General features: G+C 66.0%; 16 protein-coding genes. 5 read left to right on the top strand and 11 right to left on the bottom strand.

Annotated features, from left to right (window positions below):
• The first annotated feature begins 183 nt into the window (after positions 1–183).
• Positions 184–1,407, top strand: a complete 1,224-nt coding sequence (locus AC3WON_RS09905) for a polyhydroxyalkanoate depolymerase (RefSeq protein WP_492351716.1) — start codon at positions 184–186, stop codon at positions 1,405–1,407.
• Here the strand turns inward: AC3WON_RS09905 and AC3WON_RS09900 are convergent.
• Together AC3WON_RS09900 and AC3WON_RS09895 are read right to left on the bottom strand one after the other, a co-directional pair.
• The gene (locus AC3WON_RS09900) at positions 1,385–2,674 is read right to left on the bottom strand and encodes an MFS transporter (RefSeq protein WP_492318641.1); all 1,290 of its coding nucleotides are present in this window, start codon (positions 2,672–2,674) and stop codon (positions 1,385–1,387) included. The genes AC3WON_RS09905 and AC3WON_RS09900 overlap by 23 nt on opposite strands.
• Positions 2,675–2,698: 24 nt before the next feature.
• Positions 2,699–3,856: a pyridoxal phosphate-dependent aminotransferase gene (locus AC3WON_RS09895; RefSeq protein ID WP_492318642.1), complete on the bottom strand. Its 1,158-nt coding sequence runs from the start codon at positions 3,854–3,856 to the stop codon at positions 2,699–2,701.
• Positions 3,857–4,143: 287 nt separating this feature from the next.
• Here AC3WON_RS09895 and AC3WON_RS09890 point away from each other — a divergent pair, with 287 nt between their 5' ends.
• On the top strand, positions 4,144–4,587 hold the full coding sequence (locus tag AC3WON_RS09890) for a cupin domain-containing protein (RefSeq protein WP_492318643.1): 444 nt from the start codon (positions 4,144–4,146) through the stop codon (positions 4,585–4,587).
• 79 nt (positions 4,588–4,666) lie between these two features.
• Here the strand turns inward: AC3WON_RS09890 and AC3WON_RS09885 are convergent, their stop codons facing one another.
• Complete coding sequence (locus tag AC3WON_RS09885) at positions 4,667–5,314, bottom strand: TetR family transcriptional regulator (RefSeq protein WP_492318644.1); 648 nt, start codon at positions 5,312–5,314, stop codon at positions 4,667–4,669.
• A gap of 164 nt (positions 5,315–5,478) precedes the next feature.
• Here AC3WON_RS09885 and AC3WON_RS09880 point away from each other — a divergent pair, with 164 nt between their 5' ends.
• The gene (locus AC3WON_RS09880) at positions 5,479–8,766 is read left to right on the top strand and encodes a bifunctional cytochrome P450/NADPH--P450 reductase (RefSeq protein ID WP_492351715.1); all 3,288 of its coding nucleotides are present in this window, start codon (positions 5,479–5,481) and stop codon (positions 8,764–8,766) included.
• A gap of 39 nt (positions 8,767–8,805) precedes the next feature.
• On the opposite strand, the gene AC3WON_RS09875 is transcribed toward AC3WON_RS09880, so the two are convergent.
• Positions 8,806–10,302 (bottom strand): M81 family metallopeptidase, encoded by a 1,497-nt coding sequence (locus AC3WON_RS09875; protein WP_492351714.1) that lies wholly within the window; start codon positions 10,300–10,302, stop codon positions 8,806–8,808.
• Positions 10,303–10,331: 29 nt separating this feature from the next.
• Positions 10,332–11,651 carry an MFS transporter gene (locus AC3WON_RS09870; protein ID WP_058698529.1) on the bottom strand — a complete coding sequence of 440 codons (1,320 nt, stop codon included), beginning with the start codon at positions 11,649–11,651 and terminating at the stop codon, positions 10,332–10,334.
• A gap of 137 nt (positions 11,652–11,788) precedes the next feature.
• Here AC3WON_RS09870 and AC3WON_RS09865 point away from each other — a divergent pair, with 137 nt between their 5' ends.
• On the top strand, positions 11,789–12,751 hold the full coding sequence (locus AC3WON_RS09865; protein ID WP_010809730.1) for a LysR family transcriptional regulator: 963 nt from the start codon (positions 11,789–11,791) through the stop codon (positions 12,749–12,751).
• Between the two features lie 26 nt (positions 12,752–12,777).
• Here AC3WON_RS09865 and AC3WON_RS09860 read toward each other — a convergent pair whose 3' ends face one another.
• The 6 genes from AC3WON_RS09860 to AC3WON_RS09835 all read right to left on the bottom strand — a co-directional run bounded on the left by AC3WON_RS09860 (position 12,778) and on the right by AC3WON_RS09835 (position 17,752).
• Entirely contained in the window at positions 12,778–13,119 is a 342-nt protein-coding gene (locus AC3WON_RS09860) for a zinc ribbon domain-containing protein YjdM (RefSeq protein ID WP_492318647.1), read from the bottom strand.
• 57 nt (positions 13,120–13,176) lie between these two features.
• Positions 13,177–13,560, bottom strand: a complete 384-nt coding sequence (locus AC3WON_RS09855) for a hypothetical protein (protein ID WP_035827758.1) — start codon at positions 13,558–13,560, stop codon at positions 13,177–13,179.
• Positions 13,561–13,682: 122 nt separating this feature from the next.
• Entirely contained in the window at positions 13,683–14,693 is a 1,011-nt protein-coding gene (locus tag AC3WON_RS09850; protein WP_492318648.1) for a Bug family tripartite tricarboxylate transporter substrate binding protein, read from the bottom strand.
• Positions 14,694–14,807: 114 nt separating this feature from the next.
• Positions 14,808–15,866 (bottom strand): beta-keto acid cleavage family enzyme, encoded by a 1,059-nt coding sequence (locus AC3WON_RS09845; protein WP_492318649.1) that lies wholly within the window; start codon positions 15,864–15,866, stop codon positions 14,808–14,810.
• Between the two features lie 50 nt (positions 15,867–15,916).
• Entirely contained in the window at positions 15,917–16,759 is an 843-nt protein-coding gene (locus tag AC3WON_RS09840; protein WP_010809725.1) for a TauD/TfdA dioxygenase family protein, read from the bottom strand.
• Between the two features lie 12 nt (positions 16,760–16,771).
• Positions 16,772–17,752 carry a quinone oxidoreductase family protein gene (locus AC3WON_RS09835; protein WP_492351713.1) on the bottom strand — a complete coding sequence of 327 codons (981 nt, stop codon included), beginning with the start codon at positions 17,750–17,752 and terminating at the stop codon, positions 16,772–16,774.
• Between the two features lie 162 nt (positions 17,753–17,914).
• On the opposite strand from AC3WON_RS09835, the gene AC3WON_RS09830 reads away from it, so the two are divergent.
• Complete coding sequence (locus AC3WON_RS09830) at positions 17,915–18,913, top strand: AraC family transcriptional regulator (protein WP_492318651.1); 999 nt, start codon at positions 17,915–17,917, stop codon at positions 18,911–18,913.

Raw genomic sequence — 18,913 nt, 5'->3', positions numbered from 1 at the left:
GCGGCAGAAGCCTGTCGCCCGCCCAGCCATCTTGCACGAAGCCGGCCGTGCGGCTGCCGGGCGCGCCACCTGCGCTGACGCCCGCATCGCGCAGCACCTGCAAGAAAGCACTGGTCTCTGCCCGCTTTGCCGGCCCCTGTGCCAGAACAACACACCAACCCTATCAGGAAGGCGGGAATCGCCATGGCGCTCTACGCTCTGCGGGAACTCACGCTGCAATCCCTTGGCCCGCTCGGGGCGATGATCGAAGCGGGTTATCGTGCAGTCAATTTCTGGGGTGAGTCGGTCGCCTGGCTTCCGGGGCTGCGCGAGACCGACGCCGCGCTTGAGTTGTTCACCCGGCTGACCAAGGCCTACGGGAAACCTCGCTTTGAGATCGACGAGGTCCTGGTGCGCGGGCAGCCGGTGGCCGTCACCGAGACCGCGCTCATCGAAGCGCCCTTCTGCCGGCTGCTGCATTTCAGGAAGGACATGTCCAGCCCTGGGCCCCGCGTGTTGCTGGTGGCACCGCTCTCCGGCCACTACGCCACCCTGCTGCGCCCGACGGTCGAGGCATTGCTGCCGGAGCACGATGTCTACATCACCGACTGGGCCGATGCGCGCCAGGTCCCGCTTGACGCCGGGCACTTCGATCTTGGCGGCTATGTCGACTACCTGAAAAAGTTCTTGCGCTACCTCGGCGCCAGCACGCATATCGTCGCGGTTTGCCAGCCCGGGGTCCCGGTGCTTTGCGCGGTCGCCCAGATGGCCGAAGACAACGAGCAGGTGCAGCCTCGCTCAATGACCCTGATCGCCGCGCCCATCGACACGCGCGTCAGCCCGACGGCGGTCGACCAGTTCGCGCAGCAATATTCGCTGGCGTGGTTCGAGGCCAACGTCATCGAACGGGTGCCCGCCGGCTACCCGGGAAACGGGCGCCGGGTTTATCCGGGCTTCCTCCAGCTGGCAGGCTTCGTATCGATGAACGTCGCACAGCACGCCGGTGCGCACCTCGACTTCTACCGCGACCTGGTCGATGGCAGGCAGACCGAGGCAGCCAGGCACCGCAAGTTCTATGACGAGTACAACGCCGTGCTCGACGTGCCGGCCGAGTACTACCTGGAAACCATCCAGAAGGTTTTCCTGGAGCATCACCTGTGCCGCGGCTGCATGGAAGTCGGCCAGCGCCGCGTCTACCCCGAGGCCATTGCCAACGTTTCATTGCTGACCATCGAAGGCAGCGACGACGACATCACCGGCCGCGGCCAGACCGAAGCGGCTCACGCGCTCTGCGCCGGTCTTGCGGCCGACCGGAAGGAACACCTGGTCGTCGATGGCGTGGGTCACTACGGCACCTTCGCCGGCCAGCGTTTCCGGCAATCCATCCTGCCCGCCATCACGCAGTTCATTCAACGGTGCGCTGACTGAGGACCTCCGGATTTGCTTCGCCGTCCCGGGTAGCAATCAATGCTTTTGGCGCCAGCGGGATCAAAAACAGGATCAGTGCGTACACCACCGTAGTCGCGATCACACAATATGTGAAACCGTGCGTCGGGCTGCTGTTATAGATCCATGATCCCAGGACATCGCCGGCACGCGCCGAGAGCGCAAGAACGCCATCCACCAGCATCATCAGGGTTCCTTGCAGGCCCGGCGGACAGGACCGCATCGCGAGATCGAAGTATGCCGCCGTGGCGACACCGCCCATCAGCCCTATCGGTGCCGCCAGTACCAGGGCAAGATTGGCTGAGTCGATGAATGCCAGCGGAACCATCTGCGGCACTGCGACGATCGTTCCCCACCACAGCAGCTTGTTCAGCGATACCTTCTTGCACAGAAAGCCATACAGCAGGAATGTCGGGATGAACGCGGCGGCAAAGATCCCGTTGTAGTACGAGTAAACGGAATCCGATGCATGCAGCTCATTGCTCAGATAGAACTGCAGCGGCGTGGCCGCGCCTGGCGCAAAGTTCCACAGAAAGCAGATGAGAACCGCTGGATAGACAGCCTTATGTCTCACCAGCCGCCTGACATTGCCAACGAGATCCGTGCCCCTGGCTTGTGGCTTCTCGTAGATGTGGCGGAAGACCGAAGCGGGCTTCCAGAGCCCCAGCACCGCAATCGACAAGGCGAACATCGCCATCAGGAGGAAGGCTTCCTTTGCGGCAAGATGATCCGAGATGTACCCGGAGGCGAACGCCCCCGCAACCACCGGGACGGAGCCGACCACGTTCAACAGCGCGCTCAGGCGCCCGGACATGAGCTTCTCCTGGCCCACCAGCGCGATCAACCCCTGATAGGCTGCAGCGATAAATCGGGACGACAGCATTGCCAGCAGCATCCCGATGACCAGTCCCGCGTATGAGAAACCTGAATACGCCATCCAGATGAATGCCGCCGCGGTCGCCGGGGCGAAAATCAGGAAGAAGCCCCGATCGCGCAATCCCAGCGGGTTCCATTGGTCGCGCGCGAGGCCAAAAACGAACGCAAGGTAGACTGGTATGCCCGTCACCAGCCGGAATATCGATATCTCAGTCGCCGTCGCATGCAACTGGTTCTTGAGCAGGTACGACGTCTGTATATCGACCAGGTAGCCGGCCGGCGTTGCCAGGGCGATGAACAGGGTCAGCCAGCCGAAATACAGCAGGGTCCGGTCGTTGCCCTCGGAACCACCATGACCAGAAGCGGCCGGCATTTTCGTCGCTCAGCGTTGCACGTGTCAGAGGTCCCACGCCAGGCGAATCCGCTCGCGAATGTCAGCCAGGCGCTGGACCGGCTCATTGGCAAAGACGAAGCGCAGGTACCGGATGCCGCTTGGCCCCCAGTTATCCATCGGCGTGGCCGCCACGTCGCCGCGCGCCAGCAAGCGCCTGGACGCTTCAGACGGTGCAAGACCGAGCCGTTGGGTATCCATCAGAAGCGACCATCCGCCGTGCGGGCGAATCACGGGGAGATCGGCCAGCGCGGACAACATCATATCGCGGCGTGATTCCCACTCTGCCGTTGCCGCGGCCACGCCATCGTCGCTGGCAGTCAGTGCGGCTGTGGCCCCTGGCATGGCGATACCGACCTGGCACACGACGTTCGACAAGCTGGTCAGCCGCACGTCGGCCATCAGCGGCTCCGGCCCGACTATCCAGCCGACTCTCCAGCCAATCATGCGATATTCCTTGGAGACCGAACCAACGGTGATGGTGCGCTCGCGCATGCCAGGCAGAGAAACGGGGTGGATCACCTGCCGACCGTCGAACAGGATTCTTTCCATGGCTGCGTCATATACCAGCCACGCACCGACCTGCTCGCAGTGCCGGGCGATCTCCTCCCACTCCGGCGCGGACACGACGAAGCCAGTCGGCATCGACGGCGACATGATGAGCAATGCCCGTGTGCGGGGCCCGATCGCGTCGGCGAGGCTGTCCAGGTCGAGTCGCCAGCCGTCGACCCCTGGCATGAGGCGCGCAAATCTTGGCAGCCCGCCTGCGAGGTAGACACGATTGATCAGGCCTGCGTAGGTCGGATCCGTCAGTACCACCTCGTCCCCCGTCTCGATTGTGGATAACAGGACATTCAGAATCCCGGCCAATCCACCCGCGGAGATGATGCATTCGGTATCAGGGTGGTATGTGACGCCGGAGATGCGCCGGACACGCGCCACCGCGGCTTCCCGCAGTGCACGCTGGCCCATGAATGGCAGATAGCTGTTGGCAGCATCGTCATCGATTGCCTCATGCGTGCGCCGGATTGCTGCTGGCGGCGGCCGCAAGTCAGTGTCGAGGTTCTCCAGTCGCAAGATATTGGCGTTTCGCATCGAGTCAGCCTTGTCGGCCATCCTGTCAACCCCGATGCCGGGAATGCTCTGCAAGCGAGTGACTGTCATGATGTCATCCCCTCTCCCTGTCAACTCCATTGAAATGGGAAAGCGAGCCAGGGGCAAGTGACATTGCGCATGGGAGGAACGTTTGCTGACGCACATTGGCCATGGCAATCCTCATTCCTGGCGATGACTTCCGATCGTGGGCCGCCTAAAATTCCCAGACATCAAATATGGGAGCAGCCCATGCCCCGCCCGTCCGGCATCGTGGCCGGCTCGCTTTGGAGCTGCCGCATGCCTCACACCTGGACAGCATCGCCACGTCGACGTTCTCACTGACGGAGCAGAACAGCATGAAACCAGAACCATTTGCGGTGACTCCGGATGCGTATGGACGCGCGCTCAACGTGGTGGGAGAAAGGATCACGGTGCTGGCATCCAGGACCGCCACGCAAGGCTATGAGGTGTTTCTGCAGCAGGGCGAAGAAGGCAGTGGCCCACCGCCCCATAGCCATGACTGGGACGAATCGTTCTTCATTACCAAGGGGACGGTCGAGATCGGCTATGGCGATCAAGCGATCACTGCTGCCGCTGGCACCTTTGTCCATGTGCCAGCGGGCACGGTGCATTACTTCCGTTTCGGCTTCGGCGGCGGCGAAATGATTTCAGTCACCAGCCATGGCGGAAACGCATCGCGCCTGTTCACGCGGCTCGATGAGGAAATTGCGCCAGGCGCGCCGGACATGGAAAAGCTCCTGGCGGTGGCGCAAGAGTGCGGCATCACGATTTCAGGGTGAGCGCTGGCCCGGACACACGCCTTCGCTTCGGCCACTGCTTCGGCTGAATTCTTCCTTCCGCGTGTTTCGTCACAGCAGGCTACGCCGCCACGGCCTTGCGCTCCCTGCCTGATTTCGTTCCCGGCTGGGCATTCGGCCCTGCCGCGCCCTGCAGCAGCCAGCAACTCAACTGCACCGAGCGCGCCATCAGCCTGCGCCGTCCGGCGGCATCGGCTTCGATGTAGTCGACGCATTGATGGAAAAGGTAGGAAACGACGTACGCGCAGACGTCGTCAATGACCGGGCGTGAGAGCTTGGGACACAACCCCAGCCGCTCGATGTCTTCCGCCATCTCGGCGGCGATGTCATCCAGCACCGTGCGAATGGCAACGCGAAGCGCGGGCTGCGGGCCCGTGATCCCGCACACACCAACGATGAATGCATCCGGGTGATGCTGCGCGTACAAGAACAGGGCTTCGCAGGCACGCTTGGCCACTTCACCCGGGTTGTCGCGGGCAGCGGCCCATCGGACCGCACGCAGCATCGGCCGCAGTTCAGCGCTGACTTCGGCCATGGCGGTGATGGCCAGGTCTTCCATGTCGCTGAAATGCCGGTAGAACGTGTTGGGATTCAGGCCGGCCTCGCGCGCGATCTCGCGCAGCTTGAGTGCCGCAAAGCTGCGCTTGGCTGCGGCCAGCCGCAACGCGGCGTCGATCAGGCGGCGTTTGCCGTCGGCAATGGCTTCCATGAATGTGGTTTAGTAGCAGGACTCGGTTTTTGCCCGACAGGCTTCGTTGACAGCATGTCTACGGTTGTCTACGCTTGGGCCGGTAGACAGATGTCTACGTTAAATGAAACGGCCGCACGTGGCAAATCGCGTGTCAGCGCCCGTTCAGGAGACACCGCCCCGCCATGCCGCCGCCCATTGAGCTATCCAGCCCCGACCAGGCGTCCGACGCGCCGCATCAAACCCCTGCCCGCTCCATGCATGCCCCCATCCCCGAGCCCATCCCGCGCGACCCGGGTTGGCCGCTGGTCGGCAACCTGCTGCAGATCACGCCTGGTGCGCTGGGCCAGCACCTGCTGGCGCGCAGCCGCCACCATGACGGCATCTTCGAGCTGAATTTCGCCGGCCGGCGCGTGCCGTTCGTGACGTCGGTGGCACTGGCCTCCGAGTTGTGCGATGCCGCGCAGTTCCGCAAGTACATCGGCCCGCCGCTGTCCTACCTGCGCGGCATGGCCGGCGACGGGCTGTTCACCGCACGCTCCGACGAGGCCAACTGGGGCAAGGCGCACCGCATCCTGATGCCGGCGTTCAGCCAGCGCGCGATGAAGGGCTACTTCGACGTCATGCTGCGCGTGGCCAACCGGCTGGTGGACAAATGGGACCGGCAAGGCCCGGATGCCGATATCGCGGTCGCCGACGACATGACGCGGCTGACGCTCGATACCATCGCGCTGTCCGGCTTTGGCTATGACTTTGAATCGTTCGCCAGCGCGGAACTGCACCCCTTCATCGAGGCCATGGTGGGCGCGCTGGAAGAGGCGATGTCCAAGCTGACGCGCTTTGCCCTGCAAGACCGCTTCATGCACGCGGCACACCAGAAGTTCGACCACGACACCCGCTTCATGCGCGACCTGGTGGACGACGTGATCCGGCGGCGGCGCGCGGGCGACGCGGGCGAACGCAGGGGCGGCACGGCCAACGACCTGCTCGGCCTGATGCTGGAAGCGCGGGACCCGGACACCGGCCAGCGGCTGGACGACGAGAACATCCGCAACCAGGTGATCACGTTCCTGATTGCGGGCCACGAGACCACCAGCGGGCTGCTCACCTTCGCGCTGTATGAACTGCTGCGCAACCCGGGCGTGATGGCACAGGCCTACGCGGAGGTGGACGCCGTGCTGCCCGGCGACGCGGCGCCGGTCTACGCCGACCTGGCGCGGCTGCCGGTACTGGACCGCGTGCTGAAGGAAACCTTGCGCCTGTGGCCCACCGCGCCCGCCTTCGCCGTGGCGCCGTTTGAAGACACGCTGCTGGGCGGCCGCTACCTGATCCGCAAGGACAGGCGCCTGTCGGTGGTGCTGACCGCGCTGCACCGCGACCCCAAGGTGTGGGCCGACCCGGAACGCTTTGACATCGACCGTTTCCTGCCTGAGCAGGAGGCAAAGCTGCCGCGCCACGCCTACATGCCTTTCGGCAACGGGGAACGTGCCTGCATCGGCCGCCAGTTTGCGCTGACCGAGGCCAAGCTGGCACTGGCGCTGATGCTGCGCAATTTCCAGTTCACCGACGCGCACGACTACCAGTTCCGCATCAAGGAAACACTGACGATCAAGCCCGACGGATTCACGGTGCGTGCGCGCCGGCGCCGGCCGCATGAGCGCATCGCTGCGGCGCCGCTCGCCGGGATCGCGCAAGCGCCGCAGGCGGGCCCCGATGTGCGGGGCGGCGGCAGGACGCTTGCCGTGCTGTACGGATCCAGCCTTGGCACCGCGCGCGAACTGGCTGAGCAGGTGCATGCCGGCGCGCTGGCGGCGGGCTTTGATGCGACGCTGCGCGACCTGGACGACGTGGCCGACGCGCTGCCGGCCACCGGCCTGGCCGTCATCATCGCCGCCACCTATAACGGCCGCGCGCCGGACTCGGCAAGGCGGCTCGAAGCACTGCTCGACAGCGGCGCCGCCAGCGGCTACCGGGCAGAAGCGCTGAGCGTGGCCGTGCTGGGCTGCGGCAACTCGCAATGGCCGACGTACCAGGCCTTCCCGCGCCGGGTCTATGAATTCTTCACCAATGCCGGCGCCAGTCCGCTGCTGCCGCGTGGCGAAGCTGACGGCAACGGCGACTTCGACCAGGCCGCGGAACGCTGGCTCGCCTTGCTGTGGCAAGCCTTGCAGGCCGGTGACGGCGTGGGCGGGCCGGCCCAGGGAACGCCGCCGGTCCGGGTGCAGGTGAAAGACGTCGCCGAAATCCGCGCATCCACGCTGCCGGCGAACACCCAGGCCTTCACGGTCCTGGCCAACACCGAGCTGGTGAACGATCCAGCCGGCCTGTGGGATTTCTCGCGCGAGGCGCCGCGGACTTCCACGCGCGATATCCGCCTCAGGCTGCCCGAAGGCGTGCGCTACGCCACCGGCGACCACCTCGCCGTCTATCCGCAGAACCAGCCCGGGATGGTCGCGGCCCTGTGCGAGCGGATCGGCATCGACCCGGACGCCATCGTCACCTTGTCCGCCTCCGGCGGGGCCGCGCGCGGCCTGCCGCTGGGCGAGGCCCTGTCCGTGCGCCAGTTGCTGACCCATTTTGTGGAGCTGCAGGACGTGGTGTCGCGCCATACCCTGCGCCTGCTGTCGCAGTCTTCGCGCTGCCCGGTCACGCGCCAGGCCCTGCAGCAGCTGGCCTCGGACGACGCCGGGAGCGGGTACGCCGCCCAGGTGGCGCCGCGCCGGCTCGGGCTGGCCGACGTGCTGGACCGCTTTCCAGCGATCGAGGTGGGTCTGGCCGGCCTGCTCGCTTGCACCGTGCCGATGCGGCCGAGGTTCTATTCGATTGCCTCATCGCCGCTGGTCTCGCCCGACGTGGCGACCATCACCGTCGGCACGGTCTGGTCACCGGCGCTGTCTGGCCGCGGGCTCTTCCGCGGCGTGGCTTCCACCTGGCTGCAAAGCCTGGCGCCAGGCGCCATGATGGCGGGCGCCATCCGCACGCCCAATCCCACCTTCGCGCCCGCGGCGGACCCGGCCACGCCCATGATCCTGATCGGCCCCGGCACGGGCATCGCGCCGTTCCGCGGCTTCCTTGAGGAGCGGGCCGCGCAACGGGCAGCCGGGCAGCCGCTGGCCCCGGTGCAGCTGTACTACGGCTGCCGCCACCCCGCGCACGACTGGCTCTACCGCGACGACGTGGAGCGCTGGCAGGCACAGGGCGTGGTGCAGGTCCACCTGGCCTGTTCAGTCGTGGATGGCGAGCCGCGCTACGTGCAGGACCTGCTGTGGCAGCGCCGTGCCGATGTCTGGGCGCGGCTGAACCAGGGTGCGATCATCTACGTGTGCGGCGACGGCCGCCACATGGCGCCCGCGGTCAGGCAGGTGCTGATTCAGATCTGCGCAGAGCAAGAGGGGATGACGGCAGAGGCGGCGTCTGACTGGCTGGCGGAGATGGTCAGCGCGGGCAGGTACCGGCAGGATGTCTTCAACTGACGCCCCGCCGGGTCGCCCGGCCGCGCCGCTGGCGCGGTACTAGCCCTGGAAGGGCTTGCCCATCGGCTTGAGACGGATGCCGGGGGCAAGCCTGGTCCAGGGCAGGTCCGCGGGATCCGCCGTCATCGGGCCGGGCGCCTTGGCCACCAGCACGGCGTGCGCAATGCCCTGGAAATCGGCCCGGAAATGCACCGAACTCTTGTTGACGAGAATCTTCATGGCCTCGGGCTCCACCCCGCCCACGCGGAACAGGTTGCGGTCCAGCATCTGGGCCTTGCCGGCACTGACGACCACCAGCACATCGTCGATACGCAGCAGCGCAACGGGCCCGACATCCGCCAGCATGCCGTTCATCATCGGCCCGCCGTAGCGGCATACGCCATCGGAGAGCTTCAGCACCTTGAAGCGCCCCCGCAGCGGCTCGTCACCGGGCACCCCGGAAACCCCGCCGAGAGCGACGTCGATGGTGGCTCCCACGCCGGCGCGGTGCGCCTCGGCCGCCACGGCCGGATCCCAGATCAGCCCGATGGCCGCGTGCCGCGCGCCGTGGCGCAGCAAGGCGCGCAGCATGCCCGTGGTGTTCGAGTCGCCACCGGCCCCGGGGTTGTCCTGCGTGTCGGCAATGACCACCGGGCGCGTCGCCCCCTCGGCCAGCCGCATGGCCTCGAGCACGGCTTCGTCCGGCGAGAGGAACGGGACCTCCCAGGCAGGCTCATCGGCCAGCATCCGGTCGTACAAGGCCTGCACCGCCGCGTCGACCGCTGCGGCGTCCTCGCCGTATCCCCAGACCACCGGCCCGCATTCCGGGAAATCGGCTGCGGGAAAGCCCGGCGCGAACGACAGCGACACCACGGCGCCGCTTTCCCCCTGCTGCAGCAGCGAATACATGGCGCGGGCAGGCTCCAGCATCGTGCACATGCCGTTGATCGGGATCAGGAACGGCAGCCGGCGTACTGCGCGATGCAGCGGCCCCCTGCCCTCCAGCAAGCGCTGCAGCAATGCCGCGGCCCGCTCGCCGGTCTCGGCCATGTCCACGTGGGGATACGTTCGATAGGCCACCAGTGCGTCGGCGGCCTCGAGCATCGCCCGCGTGACGTTGGCATGCAGATCGAGCGATGCGACCACCGGCACGCCCGGCCCCACCACGGCACGGATGCGCGCGAGCAAGGTGCCTTCGCCATCGTCCCTATGTTCGGCAACCATCGCGCCGTGCAGGTCCAGATAGACCGCATCGAATCCGCCGGCGCGCGTGGCCTCGACGATTTCGCCGGCAATGCGCTCGAACGCATCCTCGGTCACGTGCGCGGATGGGCTGGCGCCGGCCCAGATCACCGGCAGCAGCATCCAGCCGCGCCGCTCAGCCGCGACAATGAAGCCGCCGGCCGGAATGTTGACGTCGCGCAGCGACAGCACGTCATCGCCACGCACCATCGCCGGAAAGCCTTCGCCGCGCTCGAAGCTGGCATAGGTGGCCTTTGACGGCGCAAAGGTGTTGGTCTCGTGCTGAAATCCGGCGATCAGAATCCGTGTTGCCAATGTTCTCTCCGTGAATTGAATGGCCAGCCTCAGGCGGGCGAGACCGCGCCCTGGGGCGAGGGCATCCGGTTGGCTACCAGTACGGCCGCTCCGGCCATCAGCAGCGCCACCATCACCAGCAGGCCGGCCTGCATGCTGCCGGTGGCGGTGCGCACCGCGCCAATGATGGTCGGGCTCAGGAAGCCGCCAATCAGGCCGATGGTATTGATCAGCGCGATGCCACCGGCGGCGGCATCGCCCTTCAGGTATTGCGACGGAATCGCCCAGAACACGGTATAGGCGGCCCACATCATCGCCGTGGCGACGGTCATGCAGAGCAATGACAGCGGCAGGTTTCCACTCGAGACCGTGGCCAGGGCCAGCGCCACGGCGCCGACAAATGCGGGGACCGCGCTGTGCCAGCGGCGCTCGCCGCGGCGATCCGAGCTGCGGCCGATCACGACCATGGCAATCGCCGCCGCCATGTACGGAATCATCGAATACAGCCCGATCTGCATGGTGTCCGTGACGCCGTCGGCCTTGAGGATCGACGGCAGCCAGAAGCTCACGGCGTAGATGCCGCAGATCATCGTGAAATAGGCAAAGGCCAGCAGGTAGACGCGCCGGTCGCGCGCGACCTGGCCGAATGACTGGTGGCCGCCTGCCGGCACCTGCAGTTCAGCCGCCAGCATGCGCTTCTCTTCGTCGCTGAGCCACTTCGCCTCGGCGGGCCGGTCGGCCAGCACGCGCAGCGCCAGCGCACCGAGCAGCACGCAAGGCAGCCCTTCGACCAGGAACATCCATTGCCAGCCCGCCAGGCCGTAGGCGCCGGACAGGCCTGTCATCAGCCACGTCGACAGCGGCGAGCCGAAGATCCCGCCGATGGGCCCGGCCAGCATCACCACGGCCATCACGCGCGCCATGCGACGCTGCCCGTACCAGTAGGTCAGGTAGAAGATCATGCCCGGTGCAAAGCCGGCCTCGAACACGCCGAGCAGGAAGCGCAGCACATAGAACGTGGTCTCGTCACGCACGAACATCATGCCCGCGGAAGTGAGACCCCACAGCACCAGGATGCGGCTGATGGTCTTGCGGGCGCCAATCCGGGGCAGCAGCAGGTTGCTCGGGATTTCGAACAGGACGTAGCCGAAGAAGAAGATGCCGGCGCCCAGCCCGTACACCGCATCGGAAAAGCCGAGATCGCTTTGCATCTGCAGCTTGGCAAAGCCGATGTTGACGCGATCCAGGTAGGCAAAGGTGTAGCAGAGCAGCAGGAACGGCAACAGGCGCCAGTTCAGCTTGCGGTACAGCGCCTGCTGCGCGGCGCTGCCGTACTCCGGCGTGGTACGTGGGGGCAGGGTTGCGGACATGTCGGTCTCTCCCGTGGTCGGCTCTATCTCTTGTGGATGCGATGTCGTTCAGGGTCGATCGTCTGGCATATGAAAAAACAGAGCAAGAGCAACTTAAGTCAGCTATCGTTGCCCTATTGGCAACAGCGGGATCCGATATGCGGGAACTGAACCAGCGCAGGCTGCGCTATTTTCACGAGGTACTGACACATGGCTCGATCCGTGGCGCGGCCGACAGCATCAACACCTCGCCATCGGTGATCACGCGCCAGATCCGGCTGCTGGAAGATGAGGTCGGCGCGCCGCTGTTCGACCGCCATGCACGCGGGGTGCAGCCGACCGAAGCCGCGGTGCATCTGCTCGAGTACTGGCGCGGCTGCCGCGCACAGCAGGAGCTCTTCGAAGACCGCCTGCAGGCCTTGCGCGGCCTGCAGCACGGCCAGGTGCGCATCGCCACCAGCGAGGGCTATGTCGACGGACTGATGGACGAAGTGCTGACGGACTTCTGTGCGCGCTATCCCAGGCTCGACGTGACCGTCGACATCCTCCCGGTCAACAACGTCCTGCAAGAGGTAGCGGAAAGCCGCGCGCATATCGGGCTGGCCTACAATCCGCCTGCGCATGCCGATATCGCCTGGGTTGCCACGTCATCGCAGCCGGTGGTGCTGCTGGTGCATGCCGGGCATCCGCTGGCACGCCGGGGCGGCAAGGTCGACGTGCACGAACTGGGCGACTACCCGCTGGCGATGATGCCGCCGGCATTCGGACTCGGGCAGGTCGTGCAGATGCTGGCCTACACGGAGAATGTCCAGATCCGCCCGACGCTGACCACGAACTCCCTGGCCGTGCTGCGCCATTTCGTGAAGCGGCATGATGGCATCACGCTCATCGGCGGGTTCGCGGCCTATCGTGAATTGCAGTCCGGCGAGCTGGTGACGCTGCCTATCGCCCATCCGCTGTTCGAGGCCGCCAAGGCACGCCTGCTGGTGAAGGCTGGCCGCCCGATGGGCGTGGCCGCGAATACGCTGCTGGACTGTATCCTGCGCGACATGCAGATGTTCGCGGCAGCCCGTTCGCGCAGCCGGGGGACAACCCCGTCCCGGAAGCCGCCGCGCAGGTGACTGAGCGGCGAAGGTGCAACGTCCGTTCAAACCTTCCTGACGAACTCCGATTTCAGGCTCATGGCACCAAAGCCGTCGATCTTGCAGTCGATATCGTGGTCACCGTCGACCAGGCGGATGTTCTTCACCTTGGTACCCATCTTGACCACACCGGCCGACCCCTTCAGCTTCAGGTCCTTGATGACGGTGACGGTGTCCCCGTCCTGCAGGACATTGCCTGCCGCATCGCGATAAACCCTGGCCTCCGGTTCGGCCGGCGCCGCTGCCTGCGCCGACCATTCATGCGCGCATTCCGGGCAGACGTAGAGGCCCCCGTCTTCATAGGTGAACTCGGAATGACATTTTGGGCAGGGAGGCAAAGCGCTCATGGGAACTCTCGGGTGTCCGGCCAGGGCCGTAAAGGAGCGGAAGTATACCGCCCCCGCCTATGGCAACATCTCGGGCGGCAGCACGCTCCATCCCGAAATGCTGCCGGACGTGGTCAGGCGCTGGCTCCTGAGGACGCCGTTCTCGTCGAACTCGAAGAAAACCGTCGACGACCGGATCGCGCCGCCGGCGAACAGCGGGCCAATGAACGGGATAAAGCTCTCAGGGTGCGGCCTGGAGGCCGCAAACGAATAGATCAGGATGGTCGACCCGTTGACCAGGGTGGTCTGCGACGAGGGCTTCCCCAGCTGGGTGGTAACGTCGTCGAGGGTGGAGAAACCGAGCAGGAAGTTCGCCATCTGCTCCTGTTTCACCTCGACGCCCGTCGATACGCAGGCGGCCAGCATGACGCAAGTCACAATCAATGCGTGAGCAGGCTTCATATCGTCACCGCCATACTTTTTGCGCCGGGGCCGGGACGCGCTGAAGGCGCCCGGCGCGCCATGCAGAAAGCATACAACTTTGCTGAACGATTCGCCGAGGCCCGCGCAAGGCGGGCCTCCCCCTACTCCGGCACGAAATGTATCGACCGCAGCAACTCCGCCTGCCGCTCATGGGCGGCGCGCGCATCCCTGGACAGCGCCTCGCTGCTGAGCGGTTGCCCGGCGTCCATGCCCATGGCCTCCACGCGCTCGCGGTAGCCGGGCTGCTGCACGATGGCCAGCGTGGCGTTGCGGATCTTTTCCTGCACCGCCGCCGGCACGTCCGGCGGCAGCCACACCCCCATCCAGCCGGGCTCGGTCATCGCCGGGAAGCCGACTTCGGCGAAGGTCGGCACATCCGGCAGCGCGGGAATGCGCCTGGGATACGCCACGGCATAGGCCTTGAGCTTGCCGGACTTGATCAGCGGCAGCGACGTGGCCAGGCCGTCGAACATCAGCGGCACATGGCCGCCCATCACATCCTGCAGCGCGGGCGGCGATCCCTTATAGCCGACATGCTTCATATCCACGCCGGCCAGGCGGTTGAACTGGACGCCGATGGTCTGGCCGCGCATGCCGGCGGCATAAGAGGCATAGTCGATCTGCCCGGGCTTGCTCTTGATGTAGGCAAGCAGTTCGCTGAAGTTCTTCGCCGGCAGCTTGGGGTTGCCCACCAGCACCAGCCCCGTGCGTGCCACCTGGGCAACGGGTTTCAGGTCCTTGAAGGGATCGAACGAGACCTTGAGCGCCAGCGGCGTTTCGGAAACGATGCCACCCTGGATCAGCAGCAGCGTATGCCCGTCATGCGGTGCGGAAAGCAGTGTGTTGACCGCGATCGCGCCAGCGCCGCCCGGCTTCTGCTCGACGATCACCGGCTTGCCCAGCGACTGCGTCAGCCCCTCGGCCAGCATGCGCCCGAGGATATCGGCGGTGCCGCCGGCGGGGCCGCCGACCACGATCTTGACCACCTTGGTCGGCCACGCCTGGGCATAGGCGATCGATGGGAGCGCAGCCGGCAGCGCCACCGACAGCGCCAGGCCGAGCATGCATGACAGCGACGCCCTGCGGCGTGCCGACGGTTGTGCTTGATTCATGGTTGTCTCCGAATGTTCGAGGGTTGTTCAGGGCAGCAGCCGGCTTCATCGTGAGCCGGTGATCTGCCACCCCCGCCCTTCTGCTGGCGCATCGCCAGTGCCGACCGACCCGGGTCAGGCGGCCTTGCGCAGGAAGCCCTGATTGCCGCCATTGCGGTTCGGCGCGAAGCCGTTGGCCTCCAGCGTCTCTTCGACCGTGTCGTAGAACACGCCGATCTTCTGGATCTCGCGCGCTTCCTGGGCCGTTGCCACCTTGCGGCCGAATTCGCCCGCGATGCGCACCAGTTGCTCGATCTGCTTCACCGTGCTCATCTTGGCCGTGCGCGACTGGTTCCAGAGGCAGTCCTCGGTCCCGCACCGCACATGCAGGCCCAGGGCAATCCCCATCATGTTCACAGGCAGCACGTTGCGCACGGAGCTTTCGACGGTCAGCACCGCGCCATCCGGCACGGCGCGGACGATGTTGGCGAGGTTGAAGACGCTCGGCGCATCCATGCCGCCGCTGATCGCCACCCAGTTCATGACCAGCGGGCCCTTGTACACGCCGCGCCGGATCAGCCGCTCAACGGATTCGAAGCTATTGATGTTGTAGCACTGGAATGCGCTCTGGATGCCGGCAGCGGACAGGCGGCGGATGTGCTCTTCGACCCAGCCAGGCTGGGCGGGAACCGTCATTTCCTTGTACGCGTTGAAGATCGCGGGGTTCTCGCGCGAGGTGCCCTTGAAATCCGCAAGTTCCGCATGCTCCGTCACGTTCATCTGCGACGTGTTCACCGTGACGGTCACCTGGTCCGGAACGGGGTCGAGTTCGGCAAGCATGTGGCGCGTGTCGTCGGAAAGCCACTTGGCGGCATCCCCCTCGTTTTCCGGGGCGAAGCTGATCGAACCGCCCACCTGGATGACCATCTCCGGCACCGCCTTGCGCACCCCGGCGATCAGCTCGTTGAACCTGGACAGACGCTTCGAGCCCTTGCCGTCGAGTTCGCGCACATGCAGGTGCAGCACAGTCGCGCCGGCGTTGTAGCAATCCACGGCCTTCTGGATCTGGTCTTCCATCGTCACGGGGATGTCTTCCGGGAAATCGGAGGGCAGCCAGCCCGGTGCGTACGGTGCCGCGGTGATGATCAGCGGCTGCTGGTTTTCAGGGAACAGGGATCCATCGAGGTAGTGCACGGCATGTCTCCATTGATAAAGGCACGTGGCCTGGCGGCGGCTGGCGCGCCTCAGAACGGCTTGTCGCCGATGATGGCGGCGCGCTCCATCTTGCGCGGCGCCGGCCAGTAGTCCTGCACCGCGTAGTGCTGGGTGCAGCGGTTGTCCCAGATGGCCACGCTGTTGGGCTGCCAGCGGAACCGCACCTGGTATTCGGGAATCGCCGCCTGGCTGATCAGGTAGTTCAGCAGATGGCTGGCGCCCGGGGTCTTGTCCTGTCCGTAGCGCACGTTCTCGGGCGTATGGAAGTTGGCGAAATGCGTGGAGAAGCCGCAGACGTAGAGCGCCTTCTCGCCGGTTTCCGGATGCGTGCGCACCACCGGGTGCTCGACCATGGGGTACTGCGCGGCAAGGCTGGCGCGCTTTTCCGGGCTCATCGCCGCGCCGAACGAATGCTCGATGCTGTGCTTGGCGCGCAGGCCGGCGATGCGCTGCTTGATTTCCTCGGGCAGGTGCTCGTAGGCCGCCGCCATGTTGACCCAGATGGTGTCGCCGCCGACCGGCGGGCATTCGATGCAGCGCAGCACGCAGCCCATGGGCGGGGTTTCGCGCCAGCTGCCATCGGTGTGGTAGCTGTTCTCGTAGTTCTCGCGCTTGTCGCTGCGATAGATCTGGACCAGCCCCGGATGATCGGGATCGCTGCCGGCGACGGGATGGTCTTCCAGTTCGCCGAAGCGGCGCGCGAACGCCACGTGGTCCGCGCGGGAGATTTCCTGGTCGCGCAGGAACAGCACCTTGTGCGTGAGCAGCAGGGACTTGATCTCGGCAAACAGCGCGTCGTCGCGCGCGGCATCGGCCAGGCTGACGCCGCTGACTTCGGCGCCGATATTGCAGGTAAGAGGTTGGGCTCGCATGGGGACGCTCCTTTACAGCACAAAGATCGAAGACCCGGTGGTGTTGCGTGATTCCAGGTCGCGGTGGGCCTGCACGGCATCCTGCAGCGCATAGCGCTGGTTGATTTCGATGCGGATACGGCCGGCGGCAACATGGCCGAACACCTCGGCGGCCAGTTCCGCCTTTTCGGCGGGGTCCGCAATGTAGTCGGCCAGCGCCGGACGGGTCAGGTAGACCGAACCCTTCCTCGCCAGCAACTGCGGATCGAATGGCGGGATGGTGCCGGAGGCCGTGCCGACGCAGACCATCAACCCGCGCCGCTTCAGCGAGTCCAGCGACGCCATGAAGGTGCTCTTGCCCACGCTGTCGAAGACCACCGACACGCCTGCGCCATCGGTCAGTTCCCGCACCCGCTTTGCCACGTCCTCATGGCTGTAGTTGATGATGTGGTCGCAGCCATGGGCGCGCGCCACCTCTGCCTTGGCCTCGGTCGAGACAGTGCCGATCACGGTCAGGCCGAGCAGCCTGGCCCATTGCGCGACGATCAGCCCCACGCCGCCGGCAGCCGCGTGCAGCAGGATGGTTTCGCCACCCTGGAACGGGTAGATGCGGCGCATCAGGTAGGCGGAGGTCAGGCCGCGCATGGTCATTGCTGCCGCGGTCTCGAAGCTGATCGCTTCCGGCACGCGGATCAGCGGTGCGGCGGGCACCAGGCGCTCGGTGCTGTACGCACCCAGGGTGTTGATAAAGCCGGTGTATGTGACGCGATCGCCCTCCGCGACATGGGTCACGCCCGGCCCGACCGCCTGCACCACGCCGGCTGCCTCCACGCCCATGCCGCTAGGCAGCGGCACCGGGTAGGTGCCGTTGCGGAAGTAAGTGTCGGCATAGTTCAGCCCGACCGCGGCGTGGCGGATCCGCACCTCGCCCGGGCCCGGGTCGCCTACCTCGGCGTCCTCATAGCGGAGGACTTCGGGCCCTCCGGTCTCGTACATGCGAATGGCTTTTGCCAAGGCTGTCTCCTGATTGTCGTGTCCTGCCCGCGCCGCTATCATTGGCGCGACGGAAACGATTGTCAGACAGCCATGGCGCGGCACCCTTGACCGATTGCGCCAGGATTTGACATTTGATGACGGACACGACCGACGCCCCCACCCCACTCTCGCGGCAGCCTTATGACCGTCCTTGTTCGCAGCGCTTCCCTGACCAAATACCTGGCGATTGCCCGGGGCGCGGGCCTGGATCCGGTGCGCATGGTGGCCCAGGCAGGCCTGGACCAGGCCTGCCTGTACACCCCGGACCTGCGCATCCCGGAAGCGCGCCTGGCCGAAGTGCTGGAGGCCTCGGCGCGCGTCACGGCCTGCCATTCGCTTGGCCTGATGGTGGGGGAATCGTGGCGCCTGTCAGACTTCGGCCCGGTCAGCCTGCTGCTGCAGCACCAGCCCACGCTGCGCCACGCGCTGGCGGAGATCGAGCGCTACCGCCACTGGCTCAGCGACTCCATCTCCATCCTGGTCACGGAGTATCCCGAGATCGCGGTGCTGCATGTGACGTTGCAGACCGGCCGGCACCAGCCCGGCAGGCAGGCCATGGAACTGACCGTGGCCGCCCTGTACAGCCTGATCCGCGCCATCCTGGGCGCGTCCTGGAAGCCGCACAGCGTGCACTTCGCCCATGCGGCGCCGGCCGACCTGCAAATCCACCGGCGCCTGTTCGGGCAGCACATTGAGTTCGGTTCGGAGTTCGACGGGCTGGTGCTCGCCAGCGGCGACCTGGATCGCATCAACCCGCTGGCCGATGCCAGCCTGGCCGGGTATGCCAGGGGCTTCCTCGACCTGCAGCCGGGGGCCGGCAAGCCTTCGATCGCGGCCGACGTCCGGCGCACCCTGCACCAGCTGTTGCCGCGCGGGCGCGGCGCGGTGGAACAGGTCGCGCAAAGCCTTGGCATCAGTCCGCGCACCCTGCAGCGCCAGCTGGAGCAGGATGGCGATACCTTCTCCGCGCTGGTCAATGAGGTGCGCCGCGAGCTTGCGCAACGCTACCTGCAGGATCCGCAGCGGCCGCTGGCCCGGGTCGCCACGCTGCTGGGGTTTTCGGAACCCAGCGCGTTCTCGCGCTGGTTCGCGGCACAGTTCGGCAAGTCGCCGACACGCTGGCGCCAGGACGGCGCCTGA

The sequence above is a fragment of the Cupriavidus sp. FW305-46 genome (genome assembly GCF_058787075.1).
This window is presented reverse-complemented; position numbering and strand designations above follow the sequence as displayed.

Excerpts from the sequence above, each read along its gene's own strand:
- AC3WON_RS09830 (WP_492318651.1), top strand. The coding sequence starts at position 17,915 with ATGACCGTCCTTGTTCGCAGCGCTTCCCTGACCAAATACCTGGCGATT.
- AC3WON_RS09855 (WP_035827758.1), bottom strand. The coding sequence starts at position 13,560 with ATGAAGCCTGCTCACGCATTGATTGTGACTTGCGTCATGCTGGCCGCC.
- AC3WON_RS09900 (WP_492318641.1), bottom strand. The coding sequence starts at position 2,674 with ATGCCGGCCGCTTCTGGTCATGGTGGTTCCGAGGGCAACGACCGGACC.
- AC3WON_RS09880 (WP_492351715.1), top strand. The coding sequence starts at position 5,479 with ATGCCGCCGCCCATTGAGCTATCCAGCCCCGACCAGGCGTCCGACGCG.
- AC3WON_RS09890 (WP_492318643.1), top strand. The coding sequence starts at position 4,144 with ATGAAACCAGAACCATTTGCGGTGACTCCGGATGCGTATGGACGCGCG.
- AC3WON_RS09865 (WP_010809730.1), top strand. The coding sequence starts at position 11,789 with ATGCGGGAACTGAACCAGCGCAGGCTGCGCTATTTTCACGAGGTACTG.
- AC3WON_RS09905 (WP_492351716.1), top strand. The coding sequence starts at position 184 with ATGGCGCTCTACGCTCTGCGGGAACTCACGCTGCAATCCCTTGGCCCG.
- AC3WON_RS09885 (WP_492318644.1), bottom strand. The coding sequence starts at position 5,314 with ATGGAAGCCATTGCCGACGGCAAACGCCGCCTGATCGACGCCGCGTTG.
- AC3WON_RS09870 (WP_058698529.1), bottom strand. The coding sequence starts at position 11,651 with ATGTCCGCAACCCTGCCCCCACGTACCACGCCGGAGTACGGCAGCGCC.
- AC3WON_RS09840 (WP_010809725.1), bottom strand. The coding sequence starts at position 16,759 with ATGCGAGCCCAACCTCTTACCTGCAATATCGGCGCCGAAGTCAGCGGC.
- AC3WON_RS09850 (WP_492318648.1), bottom strand. The coding sequence starts at position 14,693 with ATGAATCAAGCACAACCGTCGGCACGCCGCAGGGCGTCGCTGTCATGC.
- AC3WON_RS09860 (WP_492318647.1), bottom strand. The coding sequence starts at position 13,119 with ATGAGCGCTTTGCCTCCCTGCCCAAAATGTCATTCCGAGTTCACCTAT.
- AC3WON_RS09895 (WP_492318642.1), bottom strand. The coding sequence starts at position 3,856 with ATGACAGTCACTCGCTTGCAGAGCATTCCCGGCATCGGGGTTGACAGG.